This window comes from Arthrobacter sp. WCS2018Hpa-7 (assembly GCF_031843805.1).
GTDB lineage: Bacteria > Actinomycetota > Actinomycetes > Actinomycetales > Micrococcaceae > Arthrobacter.
On sequence record NZ_JAVTJB010000003.1, the window covers coordinates 120,055 to 142,303 of the forward strand.

Below are 22,249 nucleotides of genomic sequence, written 5' to 3' on the forward strand. Positions count from 1 at the left end.
CGTGTCAGCTGACCTACTGACGGTGGAAGGCTTGTCGATCGCCTACGGTCCCACCGCCGTCGTTCATGACGTTTCTTTTTCGGTCGCCAAAGGCGAAAGCCTGGCGCTTATCGGCGAATCCGGCTCCGGCAAGTCGACCATCGCCAAGGCCGTCCTGCGCCTGCTCCCCCACGGTGAAGCGACGGCCACGGGCCGAGTGGCATTGAACGGACGGGACGTTCTGGCCTTGCCCGAAAAGCAGTTCCGTCCCCTGCGCGGTCGGGAACTCGGGTTTATCCCGCAGGACCCCGCCTCCGCGCTAAACCCGGTCCGGACCATCGGCGCGCAGGCACATGAAGCTGCGGCGCTGCTCGGCGAAACCGATCCGTCAGTTCGCCGTGGCAAGATCCTGGAGGTGCTGGAGCAAGTGGGACTGCCCGATCCCGTACGGGTATACGACTCCTACCCTCACCAGCTTTCGGGCGGCATGCTCCAGCGCGTCCTGATCGCGCTCACCGTGCTGCCCCGCCCGTCCCTGATCGTGGCCGACGAACCTACGTCCGCCCTGGACGTAACCGTACAAAAACTGATCCTGGACCTGCTCACCGAGCTCCGCCAGGAGCTGGACATCAGCCTGCTCCTCATCACACACGACCTTGCCATCGCGGCCGAACGGGCCAATTCCCTGGTGGTGCTGAAGGACGGCGCAGTGCAGGAAAGCGGCTCGTCGCAGGCCGTCTTCGCTTCACCTCAAACGGACTACGCGCGCAGCCTGCAAGCGGACGTCCCCGCGCTTCATCCGGACCGGTACCGGGACCAGCGTGCTGCTTTTCATACGGCGCACGACGACGGCTCCCGAAGTGGGGCAATCGCCTCACCGTCAGCGGGCCTCCAGATTGATGTCCAGGATGTGACGAAGCGCTTCTCGGCCGGTGGAAAGGACATCCTTGCCTGCGACGGCGTGTCCTTTTCCATAGAACGCGGACGGACACACGCACTCGTTGGCGAATCCGGCTCCGGCAAGACCACTGCGGTGCGGCTGCTGCTTGGACTGGAACAGCCGGACAGTGGGCAGATCTCGGTTGCCGGCCAATCGACGTCGGGAAGGTCGCGTGCGGAAGTGCGCGACATCCGCCGGCACCTCCAACTGGTCTACCAAAACCCATTCACCTCCCTGGACCCCACGTGGCGTGTGGGCAGGATCGTCCGCGAGCCCCTGGACCAGTTCGGTGTGGGCTCCAAGCCGGAGCGTGCCCAGCGAGTGCACGAGGTGTTGGCAGCCGTGGGGCTGCCGGCCGATGTCACGACGAGGCGGCCTGCGCATCTGTCCGGTGGCCAGCGCCAGCGCGTAGCGATTGCCCGGGCGCTGGTGTTGAGGCCCGACGTCGTGGTTCTGGATGAGCCGACGTCCGCCCTGGACGTGAGCGTGCAGGCAGGGATCCTGGAACTGCTGTCCAAACTGCAGCGCGAGCTGGGCCTCACCTACTTGTTCGTCTCGCATGATTTGGCATTGGTAAGGCAGGTGGCTGACTCCGTTTCCGTCCTGCGAAAGGGGCAAGTGGTGGAAGACGGAGCTGTGGAGGACATCTTCTCGCGACCGCAACATCCCTATACCCGTGCACTCCTCGACTCGATCCCCCTGGCTGCACCGGCTGCCGCTGCCCCGCTTGGCACGGTAGCCACAGAAGTCAAACAACTAGCAAAGGCCACAGCATGACCACCCAGACCCTGACAACCACCCGGCGTCCCGCGCTGATCGAGGCCTTCACTGCACCGAAAGGATTCGGCGACCAAACGCTCCGGGACCGCAGGGCAGATGCCATCGAACTTCTGGGCGGCATCCCTGACCCCGGGGTCCTCCCCACGGCGGAACTTGCCGCCGCAACGGCCCGAGTGCTGGCGAAGCCCGGCGTACCGGCACTCCAATACTCGCGAACGGAAGGCATCTCCCCGCTGCGTGAGTGGATCGCCGATCGCGAAGGTGTTCCGGTGGATCGGATCCTGATCACCAACGGCGGCTTCCACGGGCTCTCCCTGGCCATCCAGTCCGTGGTGGAACGCGGAGACCTGGTGGCCGTGGACAACCCAATCTTTCCGCTGTTCCTGCGAGGGCTTCAGTTGTCGGATGCGCGGACCCTGCCCGTGTTCGTGGGGCCCAAGGGCCTGGACGTTGATCATCTTTCGGACCAGTTGCGCGCAGGCGCCCGCCCCTCAGCGCTCTACACCGTACCGGACTTCCACAATCCTTCCCAAGGGACGCTGCCCGAAGAGGCCAGGAAGGAGTTGGTGCGGCTGGCCGAGCACTACGGTTTCGTGATCCTGGCCGACAACCCGTACCGCGAACTACGTTTTGCCGGTGAACAGGAGAGCGTGGGGGAATTCAATGCCTCGGATCACGTCCTCCACATCAACACGTTCACCAAAACTCTGGGCCCGGGACTTCGCCTCGGCTGGACCGTGGCACCCGAGCGACTGTCCCGCGATCTTGTGGCTTTGCGGAGCAGGCAGGATTCGCACAGCTCCACTCTGGTTCAAGCGATCATAGGAGAACTGGTGACCTCCGATCCCGGGATCTTCGACGCAACACTGGACCGTGCCCGTGCACTGTATCGAAATCGGGCCGAAACGCTTGTTGCAGCACTGCATCGCGAGGCACCAGGCGCGTTCGAGACCGTCCTTCCCGACGGCGGGCTGTTCCTCTGGCCCAAACTGGCAGACTCATCGGTGGACCCTGACAAACTTGCCGCCGACGCCAGCGCCGAAGGTGTTGAGTACCAGCGGGGCTCGTTCTTCCCCTCGGGTCCGGGGACCGACGCTGACCGGCACTTGCGCCTGGCTTACGGCGACGTTCCAGCCCCGAAGCTTGAGGAAGCGGCAGCGCGCCTGGGACGCGCACTCAAGCGGCAGAGCTAAGGCAGGGCGGGCTAAGGGAGAGCGAGCTTAAAGACCTTAGCCCACGCGGAACCGACCTGTTTCAGCAGCGGCCCTGTGGTGTACTTCAAGCCGTAACGCTGGCAAATGTCACGGACCTTGGGCGCAATCTCGGCGTAGCGGTTGGACGGCAGGTCAGGGAAGAGATGGTGCTCGATCTGGTGCGACAGATTCCCTGTCATGAGGTGCATGAACCGTGAGCCCGAGATGTTGGCGGATCCGATCATCTGACGGACGTACCAGTCACCGCGGGTTTCGCCTTCCACCATGTCCTCTGTGAACGTGTCCGTTCCTTCCGGGAAGTGGCCGCAGAAGATGACGGAGTGCGCCCAGACGTTGCGGACGGCGTTGGCAACGAGTGTGCCGTAGAGGGCTTGTTTCCCGGAACCCGACAGCATTGCCAGGGCCGGGGTGGCCGCATAGTCCTTGGCAAACTGTTTGAGCGCCTTCCGCCCCAACGCTTTGAGGTCCTTGTTCATGGCCTCTTTCGACTTCAGGCCCTCCTTGTACTCGGGGATCTCCAAGTCGTAGAGGGCTATGCCCCATTCAAAAACGGGCGCAAGCACTGCGTTGTAGAGCGGATTGCCCAGGTTGAAGGGCTTCCACTCCTGGTCGGGGTCCATGCGCAGAAGGTTGTAGCCGACGTCGCGATCCTTGCCAACCACGTTGGTCCAGCGATGGTGGAGGTCGTTGTGCGTGTGCTGCCACGAACGCGACGGGGTAACGAAGTCCCATTCCCAGGTGGTGGAGTGGATGTCCGGGTCACGCATCCAGTCCCACTGGCCGTGGAGGATGTTGTGGCCAAGTTCCATGTTCTCCAGGATTTTTGCCAGGCTGAGGAGTGTCGTGCCGGTGAACCAGGCAGCTTTGTTCTTGCTTACCAGCAATGCGGCACGACCTGAGATTTCCAACCCACGCTGGATCTTGATCATCCGCCTGATGTAAGCGGCGTCGCTGGAGCCTCGCTTGGCAAGGATTTCGTCACGGATCGCATCGAGCTCACGGCCCAGTTGGGCTACTTGCTCGTCGCTCAGGTGTGCGGCCGCCGGCGGCCGAACCGTGGGCCGTCCCGCATCAGCAAGGGCACCGCGCCGGGTCTTGGATCCGACGGCGGTGACGGAGCCTTTGGCTGAAACCACTGACATGCTGTTGTACTCCTCAGATTTCCAGGTTGACGGGCCCGGCGGCTGCCGAGACACAAGTTTGGATAAGTTCCCCGGGCGCCCCATGGATCTCACCGGTGCGCAGATCGCGGACCCTCCCGGCAAGCAAAGGAGTCAGGCAGCTGTGACAGATACCCATGCGGCAGCCGCTGGGCATCAGCACCCCTGCGTCCTCGCCGACGTCGAGGAGAGGGACACCGCCGTCGGCCTGGACCTCGCGATCGGAAGTTTCGAACGTGACCACGCCGCCTTCACTGCCGTCCCCGCCCAGGAGCTCGGTGCTGAAGCGCTCGATAGTGAGCGAGCCGTGCCCTGTTCCACCGGTGGCTGACTTCCCTGACGTGGCAGGAGTCAACGCTGCCTGGTTCCACATAGCTTCGGCGTCATCCAGGAAAGACCCAGGGCCGCACGCGTACGCTGCCCTGTCACGCCAGTCCGGGCACACGTCCTCGAGGACGGCCGTGGATGCGAAGTTCATGCGGCCACGTCCACTGGTGTGCCACTGCACCACGCGGAAGTTGGGAAACTGATCAGCAAGTTCGTCCAGTTCCTCGCGGAAGATACTGTCGCCTTCTTCGCGGGAGGAATGGATCAGGACAACGTCTGCATCGGGGCGGCTGGGGACAAGCGTCCGAATCATTGACATCACGGGAGTGATGCCGCTTCCCGCTGTGAGCATGAGTAGTGAACGGGGGTGCTCAGGGAGGACAAAGTCGCCCTGGGGCGGAGCAAGGAAGAGGACGTCACCCACCTTGGTCTTACGGACCAAGGTTCCGGAAACGGATCCAACGTCCGTGACAGTGATGGCCGGACCTTTACCAGCCGGCGCACTCAGCGAATAGGACCGCCATTGGCGGACCCCATTGATTTCTACGCCTATTCTCGCCCACTGGCCGGCGAGGTGGGCATGCCAGCCGCGGCCGGGCCGGAAGAAGATGGTGGCTGATTGAGCTGTTTCGTGGACTACCTCGGTGACGACCCCCCGCAACTGACGGGATGAATAGACCGGGTTGAACAGCGCCATGACATCCTCCGGCGCAAGCGGGGTGGTCAAGACCGAGGCGATGCGGGCCAAGGGACGAAAGCTGACCATGGACTACTCCTCGCAACGACGGAGACCGAAGACCTCGACCACGGATGTCGGGATATCCGAACTAGCAAATATCATAAGCATACTTACAACCTCACTCCCTGCAACATTGGGAAGGCCCCACGGGAGGGGCTTCAGCGGGAATGGGGTGAAATCCTAGGAGTGGACAGCGGTGATTCGCGCCGCCTCACCGAGCCTTTTCACCCATGCCGGTTCAGTAGAAAAACAGTAGTACGCCCAACGGATGACGTGCAAACCCGCAATCGACCGAGCCCATCAATGCGGCATTTCCCCGTTGGTGGATTAACGGGTTTGCTCATCGGGGTCGCCGCTCGAACGTTCGTGTCCTTTCGCGGAACATGCCATTCCTGATATATTAGTTAAGTATTAGATGTCTACGGAAGACTCTTAACTCAACGAGGAGTAAACAGCATGCAGCAACTCGCGCATCGACTCGAACGGCTCGGCACGGAAACCGCCTTTAGCGTCGCCCAAGCTGCGGCGGCCTGGAAGGCGAAGGGGAATCTGGTTTACCCCTTCCACCTCGGGGACATCAACATCCCAACCGCCCCACATATCGTCGAGGCGATGACCAAGGCAATCGCTGACGGGTACACGGGCTACTGTCCCGGCCCAGGCATCCCACAGCTCCGCGAAGCCCTCGCCGAGGACCTCGGCTCACGCCGTGGCATGACCTTCTCTGCCGATAACGTCGTGGTGATGACGGGCGGCAAGCCGGTCATCACGAAGTTCCTTCAGGCTGTGATGAACCCCGGGCAGGAGGTGCTCTACCCGAATCCCGGCTTCCCCATCTACGAATCGCAGATCGAATACCTCGGAGGCACAGCGGTGCCGTACCGTTACGTCCCCACGAGCCAGGGCTTCTCGATCGACCTGGACCAAGTTCGCGCGTCCATCACCGCTAACACGGTGGCGATCATCTACAACGACCTGCAGAACCCCATCTCCGCAGAATCAACTGCGGTTGAGCGTGAGGCCATCGCTCAGATCGCCCAGGAGCACAACCTCTGGGTCCTCTCCGACGAGGCCTACTTCGAGACCCGCTACGAGGGTGCCTCCAGCTCGATCGCGTCCATCCCGGGCATGGCAGATCGCACGGTCATCCTCTACACCTTCAGCAAGAAATTCGCCATGACCGGCTCACGCCTCGGCTGCGCAGTCGCACCACTTGAGATCGCAAAAGTCCTCAGCACCCTCAACACCAACGACGAATCGTGCACCACCCACTACGTGCAATGGGCAGGCATCGAAGCACTTCGCGGCACCCAGGAACCCGTCCAGCAGATGCTCGACATCCTGCGTGAGCGCCGGGATGCTACCTGCGAGCTCGTCAATTCCGTCCCCGGAATGCACGTCGCCGTGCCGCAATCGACCTTCTACCTGTTCCCGGACGTCACCGATGTCATGGAGACAATGGGTTACACGGCAGTGGGCGACTTCGCCAGCGACGCGCTGTACAAAACCGGCGTGTCCTTCTGCACTCGTGAGCACTTCGGCCGACGCCAACCTGGAGAAGAACGGCAGTACATCCGGCTCGCGTACTCAGGAATCGACGTCGCCAACATCCGCGATGGCCTCGGCCGGCTCCGCGAATGGATCGTGGCAGCATGAGCCGGGTTGTCGTCACGGGACGCATCCCCGACTCTGCGATTGAAAAGCTTCGCGCGGAACACGACGTCGATGCGTGGAGTGGCCCGGAATCCATTGGGCGGGAAGAACTCCTGCGTCGCGTAGCTGGTGCCGACGCCATCGTGTCCCTGCTCACCGAGCGCGTTGATGCCGAACTGCTCGACGCCGCCGGACCGCAGCTCAAAGTCGTGGCGAACGTCGCCGTCGGCTATGACAACATCGACGTACCCGCCTGCAACGAACGGGGCATCATGGCCACCAATACGCCGGGCGTGCTCACGGAAGCCACGGCCGACATCGCCTTCGGCCTTATTCTTATGGCGACCCGTCGGCTCGGCGAGGGTGAACGACTCATCCGCTCGGGGCAGCCTTGGAAGTGGGGCATGTTTTTCCTGCTCGGGTCCAGCCTGCAGGGCAAGACACTCGGCATCGTAGGCATGGGCGGCATCGGCCAAGCGACCGCGCGCCGGGCCAAAGCCTTCGGCATGGAAATCGTGTATCAGTCCCGCAGCGAGATCGATCCCACGATCGCTGCCGAACTGGATGCACGACGCGTCGATCTCGACGAGCTCCTGGCCGTCTCCGACGTCGTCTCCCTGCACTGCCCCTACGGTCCCGGCACCCATCACCTGATCGGGGCAGAACAACTCGCCGCCATGAAGAACTCCGCGTTCCTCGTCAACACCGCGCGCGGACCCATCGTCGATGAGAATGCGCTGGCAACAGCTCTCCGGGAAGGGGCAATCGCAGGAGCCGGACTCGACGTTTACGAGCAGGAGCCCCACGTCCATCCCGGGCTACTGGAATTGGACAACGTTGCGCTCCTGCCGCACCTTGGCTCGGCGACTGTGGAGACGCGCACCGCCATGGCCATGCTGGCCGCCGACAACGCCCTCGCCGTGCTGAGCGGGGAACAACCGCCGGCACCGATCGCTTAGTGCGTTGGGGATACACAACGAGCAGAACCGGCCAGCGAAAAGTTGACTTCACTATGCCCTGGTCGGGCGACTGGGTAATTCGTTAGGGGTGTCCGTGCTTCACGGACACCCCTGGCGTGTCCCGTCTACCTACTATGGGAACATGGCCTTGACCTCGGCACGCGACCTTGCCGTCCCGAATCTCCCCTCTGGAAACTTCGATGTGACTGAAGCCTTCTACGGTGGTTTCGGTTTTGAACGCCGGTTCCGTGATCAGGGCTGGATGATCCTGGCCCGGGCCGGACTGCAGTTGGAGTTCTTTCCGGCCCCTGGGCTCGATCCGTATTCCAGCAGCTTCATGTGTTGCCTCCGCGTAGCTGACGTCGACGAACTCTACGCCGCCATTCTCCAATCCGGCGTCCCGGTCACTACCGCCGGGATGCCACGCCTCCATCCGGTGCGTAGGCAGACGTGGGGTCTCCGTGCCGGATACCTCATCGATCCAGACGGCACCCAGCTCACCCTTATCGAACAGCGGCCAGCCAGCGCTGATCCGGGCTGAGGGCGCCCATCGGCCTATCCCTTCGCGCCGTGTTCAGTAGGGTTGAGAAGACTCGAGAGTGAGGACTACCCACATGCACACCACTGCCACCAAGGCCGCCGTGGATCGGCATTACGACCTGGTCATCATCGGCACGGGTTCCGGGAACTCCATTCCCGGACCCGGGTTCGAAGACCGGTCGATCGCGATCATCGAGGAAGCGTCGTTCGGCGGCACCTGCCTGAACGCCGGCTGCATCCCTTCGAAAATGTACGTGCACACCGCCGATACCGCGCTGCAGACCGCCAGGTCCGGACGGCTGGGCCTGGATGCCGAGGTCAACTCCGTAGACTGGCCGGGCATAGTGAGCCGGATCTTCGAGAACCGCGTCGACCCAATCGCGGCCGCCGGTGAGGAATACCGCCGCGGCCCACAGACCCCGAACATCGATGTCTATGACCAGCACGCAGTCTTCGTCGCAGAACGCACCTTGCGCACGGGCCAAGGCCCCCACCAGAAAACCATCTCGGGTGACCAAGTCGTCATCGCCGCAGGCTCGCGCCCCTTCATCCCCGAGGTCATCGCCGCCTCGGGCGTGCGGTACCACACCAATGAGGACATCATGCGGCTCCCCCAGCTGCCCAAATCCTTGGTGGTCATCGGTGGTGGCTACATCGCCATGGAGTTCGCCCACGTCTTCGACGCCCTCGGCACCGACGTCACCATCATCGCCCGCTCCACACTCCTGCGGAACCTCGACGAAGACCTGCACGCCCCCTTCAACGACCTCGCCGCCGAACGCTTCGCCGTCCGGTCCGGCAGGACCATCATCGGCGCCGACCAGACAGACCAAGGCATAACCGTCAGGCTCGACGACGGCTCCTCCGCCACCGGGGAGGTACTGCTGGTAGCCACTGGGCGCGTCCCCAACGGGGATCTGCTGGACCTGCCCTCCGGCGCGATCGAGACAACAGGGGCCGGGCGCATCAAGGTCAATGAGTACGGCCGGTCAACCTCCGCTGAGGGTGTTTGGGCCCTGGGCGACGTGTCATCGCCCTTCATGCTCAAACACGTCGCCAACGCCGAGATGCGCGCAGTGCGCCACAACCTGCTGAACCCGGAAAACCTGCAGAAAATGCCACACGACCACGTCCCCGCCGCCACCTTCACCCACCCCCAGATCGCCACCGTCGGGATGACCGAATCCCAAGCCCGCGAACACGGCCACAACGTGACGACCAAAGTCCAAAGCTACGGGGACGTCGCCTACGGTTGGGCCCTGGAAGACACCACCGGCATCTGCAAGCTCATCGCCGACCAAGACACCGGCAAACTCCTCGGCGCCCACTACATGGGCCCCCAAGCATCAACCCTGATCCAGCAAATGATCACGGTCCTGGCCTTCGACCTCGACGTCCGTCAGTTCGCCGCCAACCAATACTGGATCCACCCCGCACTGCCCGAAGTCACCGAAAACGCCCTGCTGGGTCTTACCTTCACCCAACCAGACCGCACCGATTAGATTCCGGCTGAACCAGAGCCGCCGCCGGCGCTTCTGAGCACCCCTCGCAACTTTGCCGTACGCTGTGCAGAGTTGCTGCTCTCCTACGCGTGAGGATGAAGCCATGTCAGGCGAGATTACTGTGCCACTGCTGCCCTGCCGATCCATCGACGAGATCGCGGACTTCTACGAGATGCTCGGTTTCGAACGCACTTACTGGCAGACCAAGCCCTACCCCTGTGTCGGCCTCCGTCGCGAAGACTTCCAGTTGCAGTTATTTGGGTTGGACGGCTTCGACCCGGAGGCTTCGTACGGGTCGTGTGTGGTCCTGGTCGAGGACACCATGGCTCTCTACGAAGCCTTCGCCGCCGGCATGCGCGCGGTGCACGGCAAGGTGCTGGTCGCCGGTATCCCGCGAATGACCAGGCCACGCAAGCGGAAGAACACCGGCAACGCCGCCGGCTTCTCGGTGGTCGACCCCGGCGGCAACTGGATCCGGATCTTCCACAACACCGACACGGCGGACGACAGCACCGACGAACCGACCAGCCAGCTTGCGAAGGCCATGCAGAACGCGGTGGTGCTGGGCGACTCAAAAGGCGACACCCGGCAGGCCGCCCGGATCCTGGACAGCGCACTGAACAGGCACCGCGCGTCGACGCCAGTCATTGACCTTGTGGAAGCGCTGGTCTACGGCGCCGAGCTCTCGATGCGGCTCGGTGACCGGGCTCGGGCGGGCGTACTGCTGGCGGAGGTCGCAGCCGTAGAGCTCACCGGCGAGCAGCGGGAGAACCTAAGCGAGGCACTGGCGAACGCGGCCAATCTGGAACAAGCACGGACCGCCGGGGACTAACCTTAAACTACCTTCCACACGAGGAAAAGACATGGGCAAAGTAGCCTGGGGATTCACATGCTCGATCGACGGTTTCATCGCTGGGCCTGGACACGACATGAGCTGGTTATCCGATGCCGAACCACTCGAAAACGGCACCACGGAGCGTATGGCAGGCGAGGTAGCAGTGATCATTTCCGGCAGGGACGGCTACGACGCCGCGAAAGCCCAACGGGACGAGCGGGATCAGATGACCGCCGAGGCTTACGGCGGCGCCTGGTCCGGGACCGAGTTCATCCTCACCCACCGGCCTGAGGAGATAGCCGACGACCCCACCATCATTGCGCTTAACTGCGACATCGTGGAGGCGGTCCGCCGCGCCCAGGAGATCGCCGGCGACAAAGACATTCAGATCATCAGCGCCGACATCGCGCGCCAAGCACTGGAACTCGACCTCATCGACGAACTCCAAGTCTTCGTGGCCCCAGTGTTCCTCGGCGATGGCACCCGCATCTTCGATGTCCCCGGCGGGCGCCGCTACGATTGGGAGCTCGTCCAGATGTATGAGGGCGCCGAACGCAGTTTTGGGCGAACCTACCGGCCGAAGCGGCGCTAGGTTTTGCGTGCCGGCTGCGCCCGGTACACACAAGCCGAAGGACTGCAGAAACTCCATTCCCATCCATGAGCGTGGCAGCTCCGAATGACTGATGGCGCGCCACCCTGTGGCGCGCGGACAACATCAGCTACGTAAATGGAGAAGACCCCGTGAACAAGCCCACCAGGAACGCCGCCCGCATCGCAGTCGGAACCGTCCTTGCAGCCTCCGCCTTCACCCTTGCTTCTCTCCCTGCACAAGCAGCCACAGCAGCCCCCGCCCCAACGACGGCAAGTGAAACTTCGGCCCCTTCCAGCGCAGGTACCCTCGACGGCGGAATTCTCGGCGGCTTCCTTGCCGGTGGCATCCTGAACGGTGGAATCATCAACGGCCCTCTCATCAATGGACCACTCATCGACGGTGAAGTGCTTGGCCTTCTGCAGCTTGGCCAGTTCCAGTAGCAGAGCACCATGACGCGGCAGTCCTGATTCCCAGGGCTGCCGCTGCTTTCCCACACCTCCCCACCGCAGAGAAGGATTATGAACTCCCCTATCCCCGCTTCCCCTGACCAGCCCGGCGTTCCGGAGCACCAGGCACCGGCCCGGATGGGTTTAACTGCAGCACAGCGAGGCATCTGGTACGCGCAAAAGTTGGCGCATGGCAGCCCGATGTATCAGATTGGACAGTTCATCGAGATCACTGGCCCGCTGGATGTTTCACGGCTGGAGGCGGCCGTGGCTCGCGCCGTTGTGGAGACGCCGGCATTGAACCTGGCATTCGGTGAAGACGATGACGGCCCGTTCCAGTATGCAAAAGCCATGGAAGCTACGGTGCAGTTCACCGATTTGAGCGGTTGCGGGGACGAAGCCACGCGCGAACAAACCGCTCGCGCGCTGATGGACTCTGACATGGCGCAAGCACGCACAGTAGAGGACGGCGGGCTACTCCACACCGAGGTCATCAGGATCTCCGGGAGCAGGCACTTCTTTTACCAGCGCGTCCACCACCTGCTGCTGGACGGATATTCCGCTGTGCTGGTACTGCGTCGTGTCGCTGCAGTTTACGAGGCACTGAGCGCCGCCAAGGACATGGCCAAGGCCGCGGCCCTCGATTTTACGACGCTTGATGAACTCATTGCGGACGACCATGAATACCAGGACTCCGCCGCGGCAGCAGCCGACGCGGCCTACTGGATTGACGAACTCGACGACGAACCAACCCCGGCTGGACTCGCCGGCCGCCCCTTGGGAACGGCCGACGCCCTGCTGCGTTCCACCCGGACGCTCCCCCAGTCCGCGGTCGATGCCCTTCAGTCAGCGTCCGGCAGCGCGCCGGCGTTGATTCTGACGGCAGTGTCCCTTTACCTGCACAGGATGACTGGCGAACAGCATGTCTCCCTCGCACTGCCCGTCACGGCCCGTCGAGGGAAGCTGGCCAAGTCCACGCCGTCCATGCTGTCCAATATCGTCCCGATCCGGCTGCACATCACCCCGGGGGCCACTGTCCAGGACATGGTGACCGCTACGGGTGGAAAACTCCGCGGCGCCCTGATCCACCAGCGAACCCGCTACGAGTCCATGAGCGGGCAGGGCAATTACCTTGGACCATCGGTAAATATCCTTCCGGTGCTGGACGACATCGCGTTCGGCGAGGCAACCGGCAGCATGCACATCCTGTCCACTGGCCCCATTGATGACTTGTCCGTCATTGTCCATGGGCTCGGACACAATGCGTCTGGCGGAGTGACAGTGCAGTTCGCCGCCAATGCCGGCCTCTACAGCCAAGAAGGCCTGGACCAGCACCTGACGCGGTTCGTCCGACTCCTGGGCTCGCTTCTGGCCAGCCCTGAAGATCCGACGGCGGCCCTGTCAGTGACGTCGACGGCGGAAGAACAGTCTCTGCTCGCCGAGGGAGACGCCGAGTCCGTGGACCTGCCGGGCCACACGGTTGTTGAGGAGTTTCAATCGGTGGCCGCAGCGGCACCCGAAAGAACCGCAGTCGTTGCTTCTGACCGCTCCCTGACCTTTGCAGAGCTGGAACGGCGCTCCAACCAACTGTCCCGTTTCCTCCGCGAGCGCGGAGCCATGCCTGGGACCACGGTCGCCGTCCGGTTGGACCGCAGCGTTCTGCTGCCTGTTGCCATTCTGGCCATCCTTAAGGCCGGAGCCGCCTACGTTCCGTTGGACCCGGACTACCCGGCAGGTCGTGTGGAAGGCATGTTGGAGGACGCGGCACCGGTCATTCTGCTCACGGAGACTGCTTTGACCGTGAGCATTGATCAAGGAAGGCCGGAGACAAGCATCCCTGTGGCGGTTTTGGATTCCGCCGTGACCACTGCGTCTTTGGACGACTACGACGCGACGCCGTTGGCGCCCCTCGCCGGCCAGCACGATCTTGCCTACGTGATCTTTACGTCCGGCTCCACCGGCCGCCCCAAGGGCGTCGGCGTGGAACATCTGGCGCTGCTGAACCTGCTCACGTCACACCGGGACAGGATTTTTGACCCCGCCACGCTGCGGCTCGGCCGTCACCTCCGCGTGGCCCACACCGCGGGGTTGTCCTTTGACGCGTCCTGGGATCCAATCCTGTGGCTTCTGGCCGGTCACGAGTTGCATATGGTGGACAACCAAACGCGTCGCGATCCCGAAGCCCTGAGCCTGTTCCTGGCCGAAGAACACATCGACTCGATCGAAACAACGCCGTCGTTTGCCAAGGCCCTGCTGGCCGGTGGGCTCTTCGACCAGGACGCCCACCCCTCTGTGGTTGCCCTGGGCGGCGAAGCCGTGGACCCAGTTACGTGGCGCGAGTTGGCAGCCCATGAAGGCGTCGTGGCCTATAACTTCTACGGCCCCACCGAAACCACCGTGGACTCGCTGACTGCTGTGATGGAACCCGGCACCGATGTCACCCTCGGAGGATCGGTAGCCAACAGCCGGCACTACATCCTTGACTCGGGCCTCAACCCGGTTCCGATCAATGCCATCGGTGAACTCTATGTTGCGGGCCCCAACCTCGCGCGCGGATATCTTGACCAGCCCGGATTGAGTGCCGGGAGTTTCGTGGCCGATCCCTTTGTTGAAGACGGCTCGCGCATGTACCGTACCGGCGACGTCGTGCGTCGTTTGGACGACGGCACCCTGCAGTTCCTTGGGCGGATGGACCAGCAGGTCAAGATCCGGGGATTCCGGATTGAACTGGCCGAGATCGAAGAAGTCCTGCGGGGTATCGCAGGGGTGGCGCAGGCCGCGGTGACCGTGGCGAAGAACAAGGCAGGCTACGACCAACTCCTCGCCTACGTCACCGCCGCCGACCCCGGGCATGGAACCAACGGCGGCGCGGCCATAGAGGCACTGGACTCGGCAGCCATTCGCAAGGAGGCACGCCGGACCTTGCCGGACTATATGGTGCCCGCAGCCGTCGTCACCATCGAGTCCATACCGTTGACAGCCAACGGCAAGCTGGACACCCGTGCACTGCCAACGCCAGGACCGGAGGAAGCAACCACTGAACCTCGGACGCCTGCCGAGCGTGTGGTGGCCGAAGCTTTTCGCGAGATTCTGGGCGTGGAAGCCGCAGGCCTTGAGGACGACTTCTTCGAGCTGGGAGGCCACTCACTGCTGGCCACACGACTGGCCGCGTTCCTGCGGGACACCACAGGTTCAGCCCCGGCCCTGCGCACCATCTTCGAAGAGCCCACCGTCGCGGGGCTCGCTGCGGCGTTGGAATCCGACGGAACGTCTACTCCCTCGTTGCGAGCTGTGGAGCGGCCGGCAGCCATCCCCCTTTCCTTCGCCCAGCGCAGGCTCTGGTTCCTGAACCGCCTGGACCACCAGTCCGGCGCTTACAACATCCCGGTAGTCCTGACCCTGAAGGGCCGCCTGGATGTGGGTGCCTTGGAAGGGGCGCTCATCGACGTCGTGTCCCGGCACGAGACATTGCGCACCATCTTCCCTTGGTCCGGCGGTGAACCGCGCCAGGAAATCCTTCCGTCCGTGGCATCGGCGGCGAAACTCCTGGCCGTGCAGTGCGACTCGGACAATCTGGAACGGGCCTTGCAAGCAGAGACCCAGCGCGGCTTCGACATCACCACAGAGCTCCCGGTCCGAACGGTTTTGTTCCAGCTGGCACCCGACCACCACGTCCTGGCCATCACGTTGCACCATGTGGCGGCCGACGGCTGGTCCTTGTCTCCGCTGGCCCGGGACCTGTCCGAGGCCTACACAGCACGTTTGCACGGAGCGGCAGCGCTCGCCACTGACCTGCCCGTCCAGTACGCCGACTACACCCTGTGGCAGCGCGAAGCCCTGGGACGGGAAGACGATCCTTCCAGCCCGATTTCGCGGCAGCTGGAATTCTGGTCACGCGAGCTCAAGGGATCCCCGGAGGAACTCCAGCTACCCTACGACTTCCCGCGCGGAACCCGCGAAGGCGAGCTCCCGGCGTCGTCAATTCCCTTGGAACTGGACGCCGCCACCACGGCGGGCCTGAACGCGCTGGCGAGGAAGCACAATGCAAGCCTTTTCATGGTGCTGCAGGCCGCGCTCGCCGCACTGCTGACAAAGGCGGGCGCTGGCGAGGACGTACCGCTCGGCACCCCGGTGGCGGGTCGGACCGATACGCAACTGAATGATCTGGTGGGCTTCTTCGTCAACACGTTGGTGCTGCGGACCAACACGTCCGGAAACCCGACGGCAGCCGAGCTGGTGGAAAGCGTTCGGTACACCAACCTGCACGCGTACGGAAACCAGGACGCTCCCTTTGAGCGTGTGGTGGAGGAACTGAACCCGACGCGTTCGCGCCACCGCCATCCCCTGTTCCAAGTGATGCTGACGCTGCAAAACACCCCCGATGCCACGCTCTCCATGGAAGGTCTGGAAGCCTCCGCGGACCTGGGGAGGGAGCCGGGCGGGGCAAAGTTCGACCTCCTTGTGGATCTTGCCGAAACAGCCAGTGCCGGCATCTCAGGATCCCTCTCCTACAACCCTGCCCTCTTCACCCGCAGTACGGTGGAACGGCTGGCTGAGGGTTTTGCGCTGGTTGCCGGGCAGTTCGCCGCAGACCCGCGCGTGAGCCTGCACCGCTTGCGGATACAGAGCCCGGCTGATCATGCCGATGTCCTGGCCCACAGCGCTGCCACAGAAGACGCCGTTCCGTGGCCCACCATCCTGGACGCGCTTTCCGAGACTGCCGCCCTGCGCCCGTCAAGCACCGCCGTAGTTACTGCGAAGGCATCATGGACCTTCGCCCAGCTCCAGGAACGGGTGGACACACTCGCCAAGGGACTCACCGCCCAGGGCGTACGTCCAGGTGACCGCGTGGCGGTGGCAATCCCACGTTCAGCGGACGTCGTGGCCGCTGCCTTTGCCGTGCTCACGGCGGGTGCGGTCTACGTCCCCATCGATCTGTCCTATCCCACGGAACGGATCCGGATGATCCTGGAGGACAGCACCCCAGCGGTGGTGATTATCCACGACGAGGCGAGTACCGGCGTCGAAGCTGTCACGGCAGTGACTCTCGCCAGCCTCGTGGAGACCGGCACTGCGGTCGCAGACACCATGCTGGCGGATCGCCTGCCCGGTCCCGCGGAACTCGCCTACGTGCTGTACACATCGGGTTCCACCGGGCGGCCCAAGGGCGTGGCGGTGACGCACGGTGCTTTGGCCAACCTCTACGCGCACCACCACCGCACGCTGTTTTCGCCTCGCTTCGCGGCAGGCACGGGAAACCCTGTTTCCGTTGCGCACATCGCCGGGCTCGGCTTCGATGCGGCGTGGGATCCGATGCTCTGGATGGTCGCCGGTGCCGAGCTGCACATGGTGGCCGACGCAGAGCGCGGCGACGCTGAAAGCCTCACCCAGTACTGCCTCAGCCATGGCATCGGGGTTTTGGAAACCACACCGTCTTTTGCCGCGCAATTGGTGCAGTACGGACTGCTGGAGCACCAACGTGACCGGCCGCTGATCCTTGCCCTCGGCGGCGAGCCCGTGTCCGGGGCCCTGTGGGAGCGACTGGCCGCTGATCCCTCCGTTCAGGCGGTGAACTTCTACGGCCCCACTGAGTTCACCGTTGACTCGGTCATGGCGGACATCACCGGCCCCAAGCCGGTGATTGGCCGGCCAGCCGGCAACACCTCTGCCTGGGTGCTGGACCCTTACCTGCAGCCAGTTCCAACCGGTGTCCCCGGCGAACTGTATCTGGCCGGCGACGGGATGGCGCAGGGATACGACCAGCGACCCGCCGAGACGGCTTCGCGTTTCGTGGCGAATCCCTTCGCCGCTGACGGAAGCCGAATGTACCGTACTGGCGACCTGGTGAGGCGCGACGCCAGCGGCGCGCTGGAGTTCCTTTCCCGGACCGATGACCAAGTGAAGGTGCGCGGGTTCCGGATCGAGTTGGGTGAGGTGGAATCAGCCCTGTCCGACCATCCTCAGGTACGACAAGCAGTGGCCGTACCCGATGGCAATCCGGCCCAGAGGATCATCGCGTACGTCGTGGGCGACGTGGACAGTGCAGAGCTAAGAACGCACGCCGCACGAAAGCTGCCTGACTACATGGTGCCCGCGCTGATCATGTCCATCCCGGCTCTTCCCCTGACATCGCACGGCAAGTTGGACCGCAAGGCCCTCCCGGCACCCGCGGCAGCCGGAGCGGGCAAAGGCCTGGCTCCGTCTACGCCGGAAGAGCATGTCATGGCAGGAATTTTCGGCGAGGTCCTTGGGCTGGACACGGTAGCCATGGACGACGACTTCTTCCTCCTGGGAGGCCATTCTCTTCTGGCGATCACCATCATGGGCAAGATCCGGGAAGCCTTCGGCGCTGCCCTTCCGCTGCGGACACTTTTTGACCTGCCGACTCCGGGGGCACTTTTGGCCGCTGTGTCGTCCGGACGGCCGGATGGTTCAACGCTCGACGACGGCCCCGCAGTTCACGCGGACCACGCGCCGGAGACCGGGCGAACCCTTTCGGAGTGGATCGCCACACGTACTGACGTCCCTGATGAGGACCCTGCCCTGTCCTTTGCCCAGCGACGCATGTGGTTCCTCAATCAGCTGGATCCAGGCTCGGCAGACTACAACATTTCCTTGGGCGCCCGGCTGGAGGGTGAGGTAGATGAGCAAGCCCTGTCCGCCGCCGTCGACTGTTTGGTGGCCAGGCACGAGGTCCTGAGGACCAGTTACCCGGCGGCAGCCGGCACCCCGCACCAGCGGGTCCACCCGGTCGGGCAAGCCCACGGCCTACTGCGGATCATCCCGGTGAACTCCAAAGAAGAGGAAAACACGATCCTGGCCGGGGAGACACGCAAGGGCTTCGATGTCAGCACCGACCTCCCCCTGCGCGCCATCCTCCTGCGCCGCGGTTACAGCGACGATCCCGAATGGGTCCTCCAGCTGGTTCTCCATCACATCGCCAGCGACGGCGCGTCCCTCGCACCGCTGGCCCGGGACCTTTCAGAGGCCTACTCGGCCGCACTCACCGGAGCGGCAAACAGCCGTGCTCCACTCAGCCTCCAATACGCGGACTTCAGTGCGTGGCAGCAGGAGGAACTTGGCGCTGCTGGAGTCACAGCCCGGAAGGTCGGGGTCTGGAAGGAGGCCCTGGCCGGCATTCCGACGGAGCTCACCCTGCCCGCCGATGCCCGCCGTCCCCGTGAGGCCCGGCAGCCCGGCAAACAGCGCACGTTCCAGCTCAGCGCAGCCGCTCTTGAGTCCCTGAGCTCGTTGGCGGCCACCTCCAACGCGAGCCTCTTCATGACCCTCCACGGCGTCCTGGCCGGATTCCTGCACCGCATGGGTGCCGGCGATGACATCGTCATTGGTTCACCCACGGCCGGACGAGCGGACCCGGCATTGGAAGAGCTGGTGGGGTTCTTCGTCAACACCCTGCCACTGCGGATCAGTGCCGCCGGGACTCCTACGCTGCGGAGCATGGTGGACCGTGCCCGGACCAGCGTCCTGGCAGCGTTCGATGGTGACGACGTGCCGTTTGAACGGCTCGTGGAGGTGCTGAATCCCGAACGTGAACTGGGGCGGCATCCACTGTTCCAAACCATGCTGACCGTCGACAGCTCCCCCGCCTCCGTTCCAGACCTGCCGGGCGCCAGGGTCAGTCCGCTGCCGGAGAACGGCTCCGGGGAGGCCAAATTCGATCTCTCCTTCACCTTCCGTCCGGCCACCTCTGGACTGTCAGCCACCCTGGAGTACAACGCGGCCATGTTCCAGGAAGCCACCATTGAACGGCTGGTGACAGGCTTGGTGCGTTTCGTGGAGCGGGCTGCCACCGATCCGGACACGCCCATCGCCGCACTGACGTTACTTGATCCTCAGGAAGCCGCCGCCTTGGCGACCCTTACAGCGGGACGGCATTCCGCCGTCGGGCATCAAGCAGAAGCGCCCGACGGCGTTTTGGCCGCCTTCGCTGCCACCGTCCAGTCTGCCCCGGACTCCGTAGCGCTCGTCACCGACGCCGGCGAGCATACCTTCGCTGAGCTGGCCCGTTCCGTGGGCCGCGTGGCGACCGGACTGGAACAGCGGGGAATCACCGCTGGCGACGTCGTCTCGGTGTTCCTGCCCCGGTCCGCCGGAACCATTCAGGCTTTGTTGGGCGTGGTTGCCGCGGGCGCCGTCTACAACCCGATTGATACCGAGTACCCGGACGACCGCGTGGTGGCCATCCTGGAAGATGCCGGACCTGCTGTGGTGGTCAGCTCTGAACCGGAATCCGGACGCATGTCAGTCCTGCTGTCCATGATGGCTGCCCGGAACCCCGGTACTGCGGTTCCGCAGCTGGTGTTGTTGCCCGAACTCCTGGGGCCCGGAGGCGGTACCGGGTTGGGCTCCGTCCAGGAACTCCTTGAGCGCCAACCCGCAGGACGCGACCTCGCCTACGTGATGTTTACCTCTGGTTCCACGGGCAGGCCCAAGGGTGTGGAGGTCAGCCATGGCGCCTTGGCAGCGCTGCTGGAATCTCATGGCGAGACCCTCTTTGCGGGACTCGATCCGGACACCACCGGAGTCCAACAGATGGTGGCTCACACCACCGGAGTCGGCTTTGATGCGTCGTGGGATCCCATCCTCTGGATGATTGCCGGGCATCGGCTCCATATGGTGGGAGACGACGTCCGGCGCGATCCTGCCGCACTGGCCGAATACTTTGAAGACCGCCAGATCAGCGTCTGGGAAACAACGCCCGGTTACGCCCGGCAACTGCTGACAGAACCAGCATTCACCCGGGTGCTGGACGGAGCCGGCCTGGCATCCGGTTTCAGCCTTGCCTTGGGGGGCGAAGCCTTCGATCCCGCCCTCTGGGACGCTCTTTCCGGCAAGGACAACGTCACTGCATGGAATCTCTATGGGCCCACCGAGGCAGCGGTCGATACTGTGATGGCGCGCGTCAGTGACCACAGAGTTCCTGTGCTGGGAGACGCTACGTCCCGGACCAACCTGTACGTTCTTGACCCCCTGCTGCAGCCAGCGCTTCCAGGGGTTCCCGGCGAGCTGTACATCGCGGGCTGCCAGTTGGCCAACGGCTACCGCGGCCAGCCTGGCCTGACGGCTGAACGCTTTGTGGCTGATCCGTTCAGCGCCGATGGTGGGCGCATGTACCGCACGGGAGATCTCGTGGCGCGGCACTGGGATGGGAGCATCGTCTTCTCCGGACGCAACGACGATCAGCTCAAGATCCGTGGCTTCCGCGTGGAACCCGGGGAGATCGAGCAGGCGGCCACTACAGCCGTGGACGTCCAAGCCGCCGTCGTCCGGGCAGTGCCCTCCGGGGACAGTGTGCGGTTGGTGGCGTGGGTGGTTCCCGAGGCGGGCACCACCGTTGATGGTCCTGATGACGTGGCGGCCTTCACTGAAGGCGTCCGCACACATCTGCGCAGCTTGTTGCCGGACTACATGGTGCCGGCGGTTGTGGTGACAATCGACGAGATTCCCCTGACTCACCACGGCAAAGTGGACTTTGCGGGTCTGCCGGAAGCGTCCAGCGCTCCCCGGACGTCCGGCACGGCGCCCCGGACCCCACGGGAGGCAACGGTGGCCGCGATCTTCGCCGACGTTTTGTCCCTGGACAAAGCCGGGGTGGATGAATCGTTCTTCGAGTTGGGCGGGCATTCATTCCTGGCGCAACCGTTGATTGCCCGTATTAACGCAGCGCTGGGAACCTCGCTCCAGGTCCAGTCGCTCTTCCGTGCACCGACAGTGGTAGGCCTGCTGCAGGAGGCCTCACGCGGTGCGGAGGAAGGAGCTGCGGAGAGCTTGCGCCAGATCCTTCCACTGCGCACCAGCGGCACCAAGGCACCCCTGTTCGCCGTCCATCCGGCGTCGGGCATTGCCTGGGGATTTGCCTCGATGCTCGGTTCCTTGGATCCTGAGCGGCCGCTGATCGGGCTTCAAATGCCAGGCATGGAACCGGGCTCCACCCACAGTGTCACTGCGGAGAACCTGACGGAACTCGCGGACTCCTACATAGCCCGCATCAGATCGGTGCAGCCGTCGGGTCCTTATCACCTTCTGGGCTGGTCCTTCGGCGGGCATCTGGTTCACCGACTCGCCACACGACTCCAGGAGCTAGGCGAAAAGGTTGCTTCGCTGGCCATCCTTGACGCTTTTCCTGGAACCCAGAAGAACAACGACATTGTCGGAAACGGCTCCGGAATTTGGGCTGCCTATCTTGAGGCGCAAGGGTATGCACTTGATGAAGCCGACGCTGAAGGACTTGACGCTGGCAGGGCCCAGGAAATCCTCCGCAGGAACCACAACCCGCTGGGTACTGTTCCGCTCGATGCCGTGGAGGCCATGGTGGAGAACTTCCCAGTGCTGGCCCGGCTGATTCGAGAACAGGAACCAGCCCTATTCGACGGCGACCTGCTGCTCTTCCGCGCGACTGTGGACGTGCCTGCGGGGACACCGGGAGCGGACGCCTGGGAGCCCTACATCACCGGGAGCATCACCGACGTCGAGGTACCGGACAGGCACTCCCGGATGTTAAGTGACGCAGCTCTCCCCTCAATCATGCCCGCCTTGGCCATCCAGCTTGGGGGGTGAGTCCG

The 22,249-nt window shown here is 63.8% G+C and carries 12 protein-coding genes; 10 read left to right on the top strand and 2 right to left on the bottom strand.

What is annotated here, in order from left to right; all coding sequences use genetic code 11:
* Position 1 precedes the first annotated feature (1 nt).
* Complete coding sequence (locus RQH14_RS04800) at positions 2–1,696, top strand: ABC transporter ATP-binding protein (protein ID WP_311212201.1); 1,695 nt, start codon at positions 2–4, stop codon at positions 1,694–1,696.
* Positions 1,693–2,892, top strand: coding sequence for a PLP-dependent aminotransferase family protein (locus tag RQH14_RS04805; protein ID WP_311212202.1), 1,200 nt, complete (start codon positions 1,693–1,695; stop codon positions 2,890–2,892). Before RQH14_RS04800 ends, RQH14_RS04805 begins: the two co-directional genes overlap by 4 nt.
* A gap of 11 nt (positions 2,893–2,903) precedes the next feature.
* Here RQH14_RS04805 and RQH14_RS04810 read toward each other — a convergent pair whose 3' ends face one another.
* Positions 2,904–4,055 (bottom strand): acyl-CoA desaturase, encoded by a 1,152-nt coding sequence (locus RQH14_RS04810; RefSeq protein ID WP_311212203.1) that lies wholly within the window; start codon positions 4,053–4,055, stop codon positions 2,904–2,906.
* Between the two features lie 13 nt (positions 4,056–4,068).
* A complete protein-coding gene (locus RQH14_RS04815) occupies positions 4,069–5,166 on the bottom strand; it encodes a ferredoxin reductase (RefSeq protein WP_311212204.1) in 1,098 nt (365 codons plus the stop codon).
* Between the two features lie 429 nt (positions 5,167–5,595).
* On the opposite strand from RQH14_RS04815, the gene RQH14_RS04820 reads away from it, so the two are divergent.
* From RQH14_RS04820 to RQH14_RS04855, 8 genes are all read left to right on the top strand, one after another.
* The gene (locus RQH14_RS04820; protein ID WP_311212205.1) at positions 5,596–6,795 is read left to right on the top strand and encodes an aminotransferase class I/II-fold pyridoxal phosphate-dependent enzyme; all 1,200 of its coding nucleotides are present in this window, start codon (positions 5,596–5,598) and stop codon (positions 6,793–6,795) included.
* Positions 6,792–7,751 (top strand): D-glycerate dehydrogenase, encoded by a 960-nt coding sequence (locus RQH14_RS04825; RefSeq protein ID WP_311212206.1) that lies wholly within the window; start codon positions 6,792–6,794, stop codon positions 7,749–7,751. Before RQH14_RS04820 ends, RQH14_RS04825 begins: the two co-directional genes overlap by 4 nt.
* A gap of 142 nt (positions 7,752–7,893) precedes the next feature.
* Positions 7,894–8,292, top strand: a complete 399-nt coding sequence (locus RQH14_RS04830) for a bleomycin resistance protein (RefSeq protein ID WP_311212207.1) — start codon at positions 7,894–7,896, stop codon at positions 8,290–8,292.
* Positions 8,293–8,365: 73 nt separating this feature from the next.
* On the top strand, positions 8,366–9,793 hold the full coding sequence (gene mtr, locus RQH14_RS04835; RefSeq protein WP_311212208.1) for a mycothione reductase: 1,428 nt from the start codon (positions 8,366–8,368) through the stop codon (positions 9,791–9,793).
* Positions 9,794–9,896: 103 nt separating this feature from the next.
* On the top strand, positions 9,897–10,625 hold the full coding sequence (locus RQH14_RS04840; protein WP_311212209.1) for a hypothetical protein: 729 nt from the start codon (positions 9,897–9,899) through the stop codon (positions 10,623–10,625).
* A gap of 31 nt (positions 10,626–10,656) precedes the next feature.
* Positions 10,657–11,220 (top strand): dihydrofolate reductase family protein, encoded by a 564-nt coding sequence (locus RQH14_RS04845; RefSeq protein WP_311212210.1) that lies wholly within the window; start codon positions 10,657–10,659, stop codon positions 11,218–11,220.
* A gap of 149 nt (positions 11,221–11,369) precedes the next feature.
* Positions 11,370–11,660: a hypothetical protein gene (locus RQH14_RS04850; RefSeq protein WP_311212211.1), complete on the top strand. Its 291-nt coding sequence runs from the start codon at positions 11,370–11,372 to the stop codon at positions 11,658–11,660.
* Positions 11,661–11,738: 78 nt separating this feature from the next.
* On the top strand, positions 11,739–22,244 hold the full coding sequence (locus RQH14_RS04855) for a non-ribosomal peptide synthetase (RefSeq protein ID WP_311212212.1): 10,506 nt from the start codon (positions 11,739–11,741) through the stop codon (positions 22,242–22,244).
* Positions 22,245–22,249 lie beyond the last annotated feature (5 nt).

Bases quoted from the DNA above. Each gene is read 5' to 3' on its own strand.
- RQH14_RS04805 (WP_311212202.1), top strand. From the start codon at position 1,693: ATGACCACCCAGACCCTGACAACCACCCGGCGTCCCGCGCTGATCGAG.
- RQH14_RS04810 (WP_311212203.1), bottom strand. From the start codon at position 4,055: ATGTCAGTGGTTTCAGCCAAAGGCTCCGTCACCGCCGTCGGATCCAAG.
- RQH14_RS04815 (WP_311212204.1), bottom strand. From the start codon at position 5,166: ATGGTCAGCTTTCGTCCCTTGGCCCGCATCGCCTCGGTCTTGACCACC.
- RQH14_RS04820 (WP_311212205.1), top strand. From the start codon at position 5,596: ATGCAGCAACTCGCGCATCGACTCGAACGGCTCGGCACGGAAACCGCC.
- RQH14_RS04825 (WP_311212206.1), top strand. From the start codon at position 6,792: ATGAGCCGGGTTGTCGTCACGGGACGCATCCCCGACTCTGCGATTGAA.
- RQH14_RS04830 (WP_311212207.1), top strand. From the start codon at position 7,894: ATGGCCTTGACCTCGGCACGCGACCTTGCCGTCCCGAATCTCCCCTCT.
- mtr (WP_311212208.1), top strand. From the start codon at position 8,366: ATGCACACCACTGCCACCAAGGCCGCCGTGGATCGGCATTACGACCTG.
- RQH14_RS04840 (WP_311212209.1), top strand. From the start codon at position 9,897: ATGTCAGGCGAGATTACTGTGCCACTGCTGCCCTGCCGATCCATCGAC.
- RQH14_RS04845 (WP_311212210.1), top strand. From the start codon at position 10,657: ATGGGCAAAGTAGCCTGGGGATTCACATGCTCGATCGACGGTTTCATC.
- RQH14_RS04855 (WP_311212212.1), top strand. From the start codon at position 11,739: ATGAACTCCCCTATCCCCGCTTCCCCTGACCAGCCCGGCGTTCCGGAG.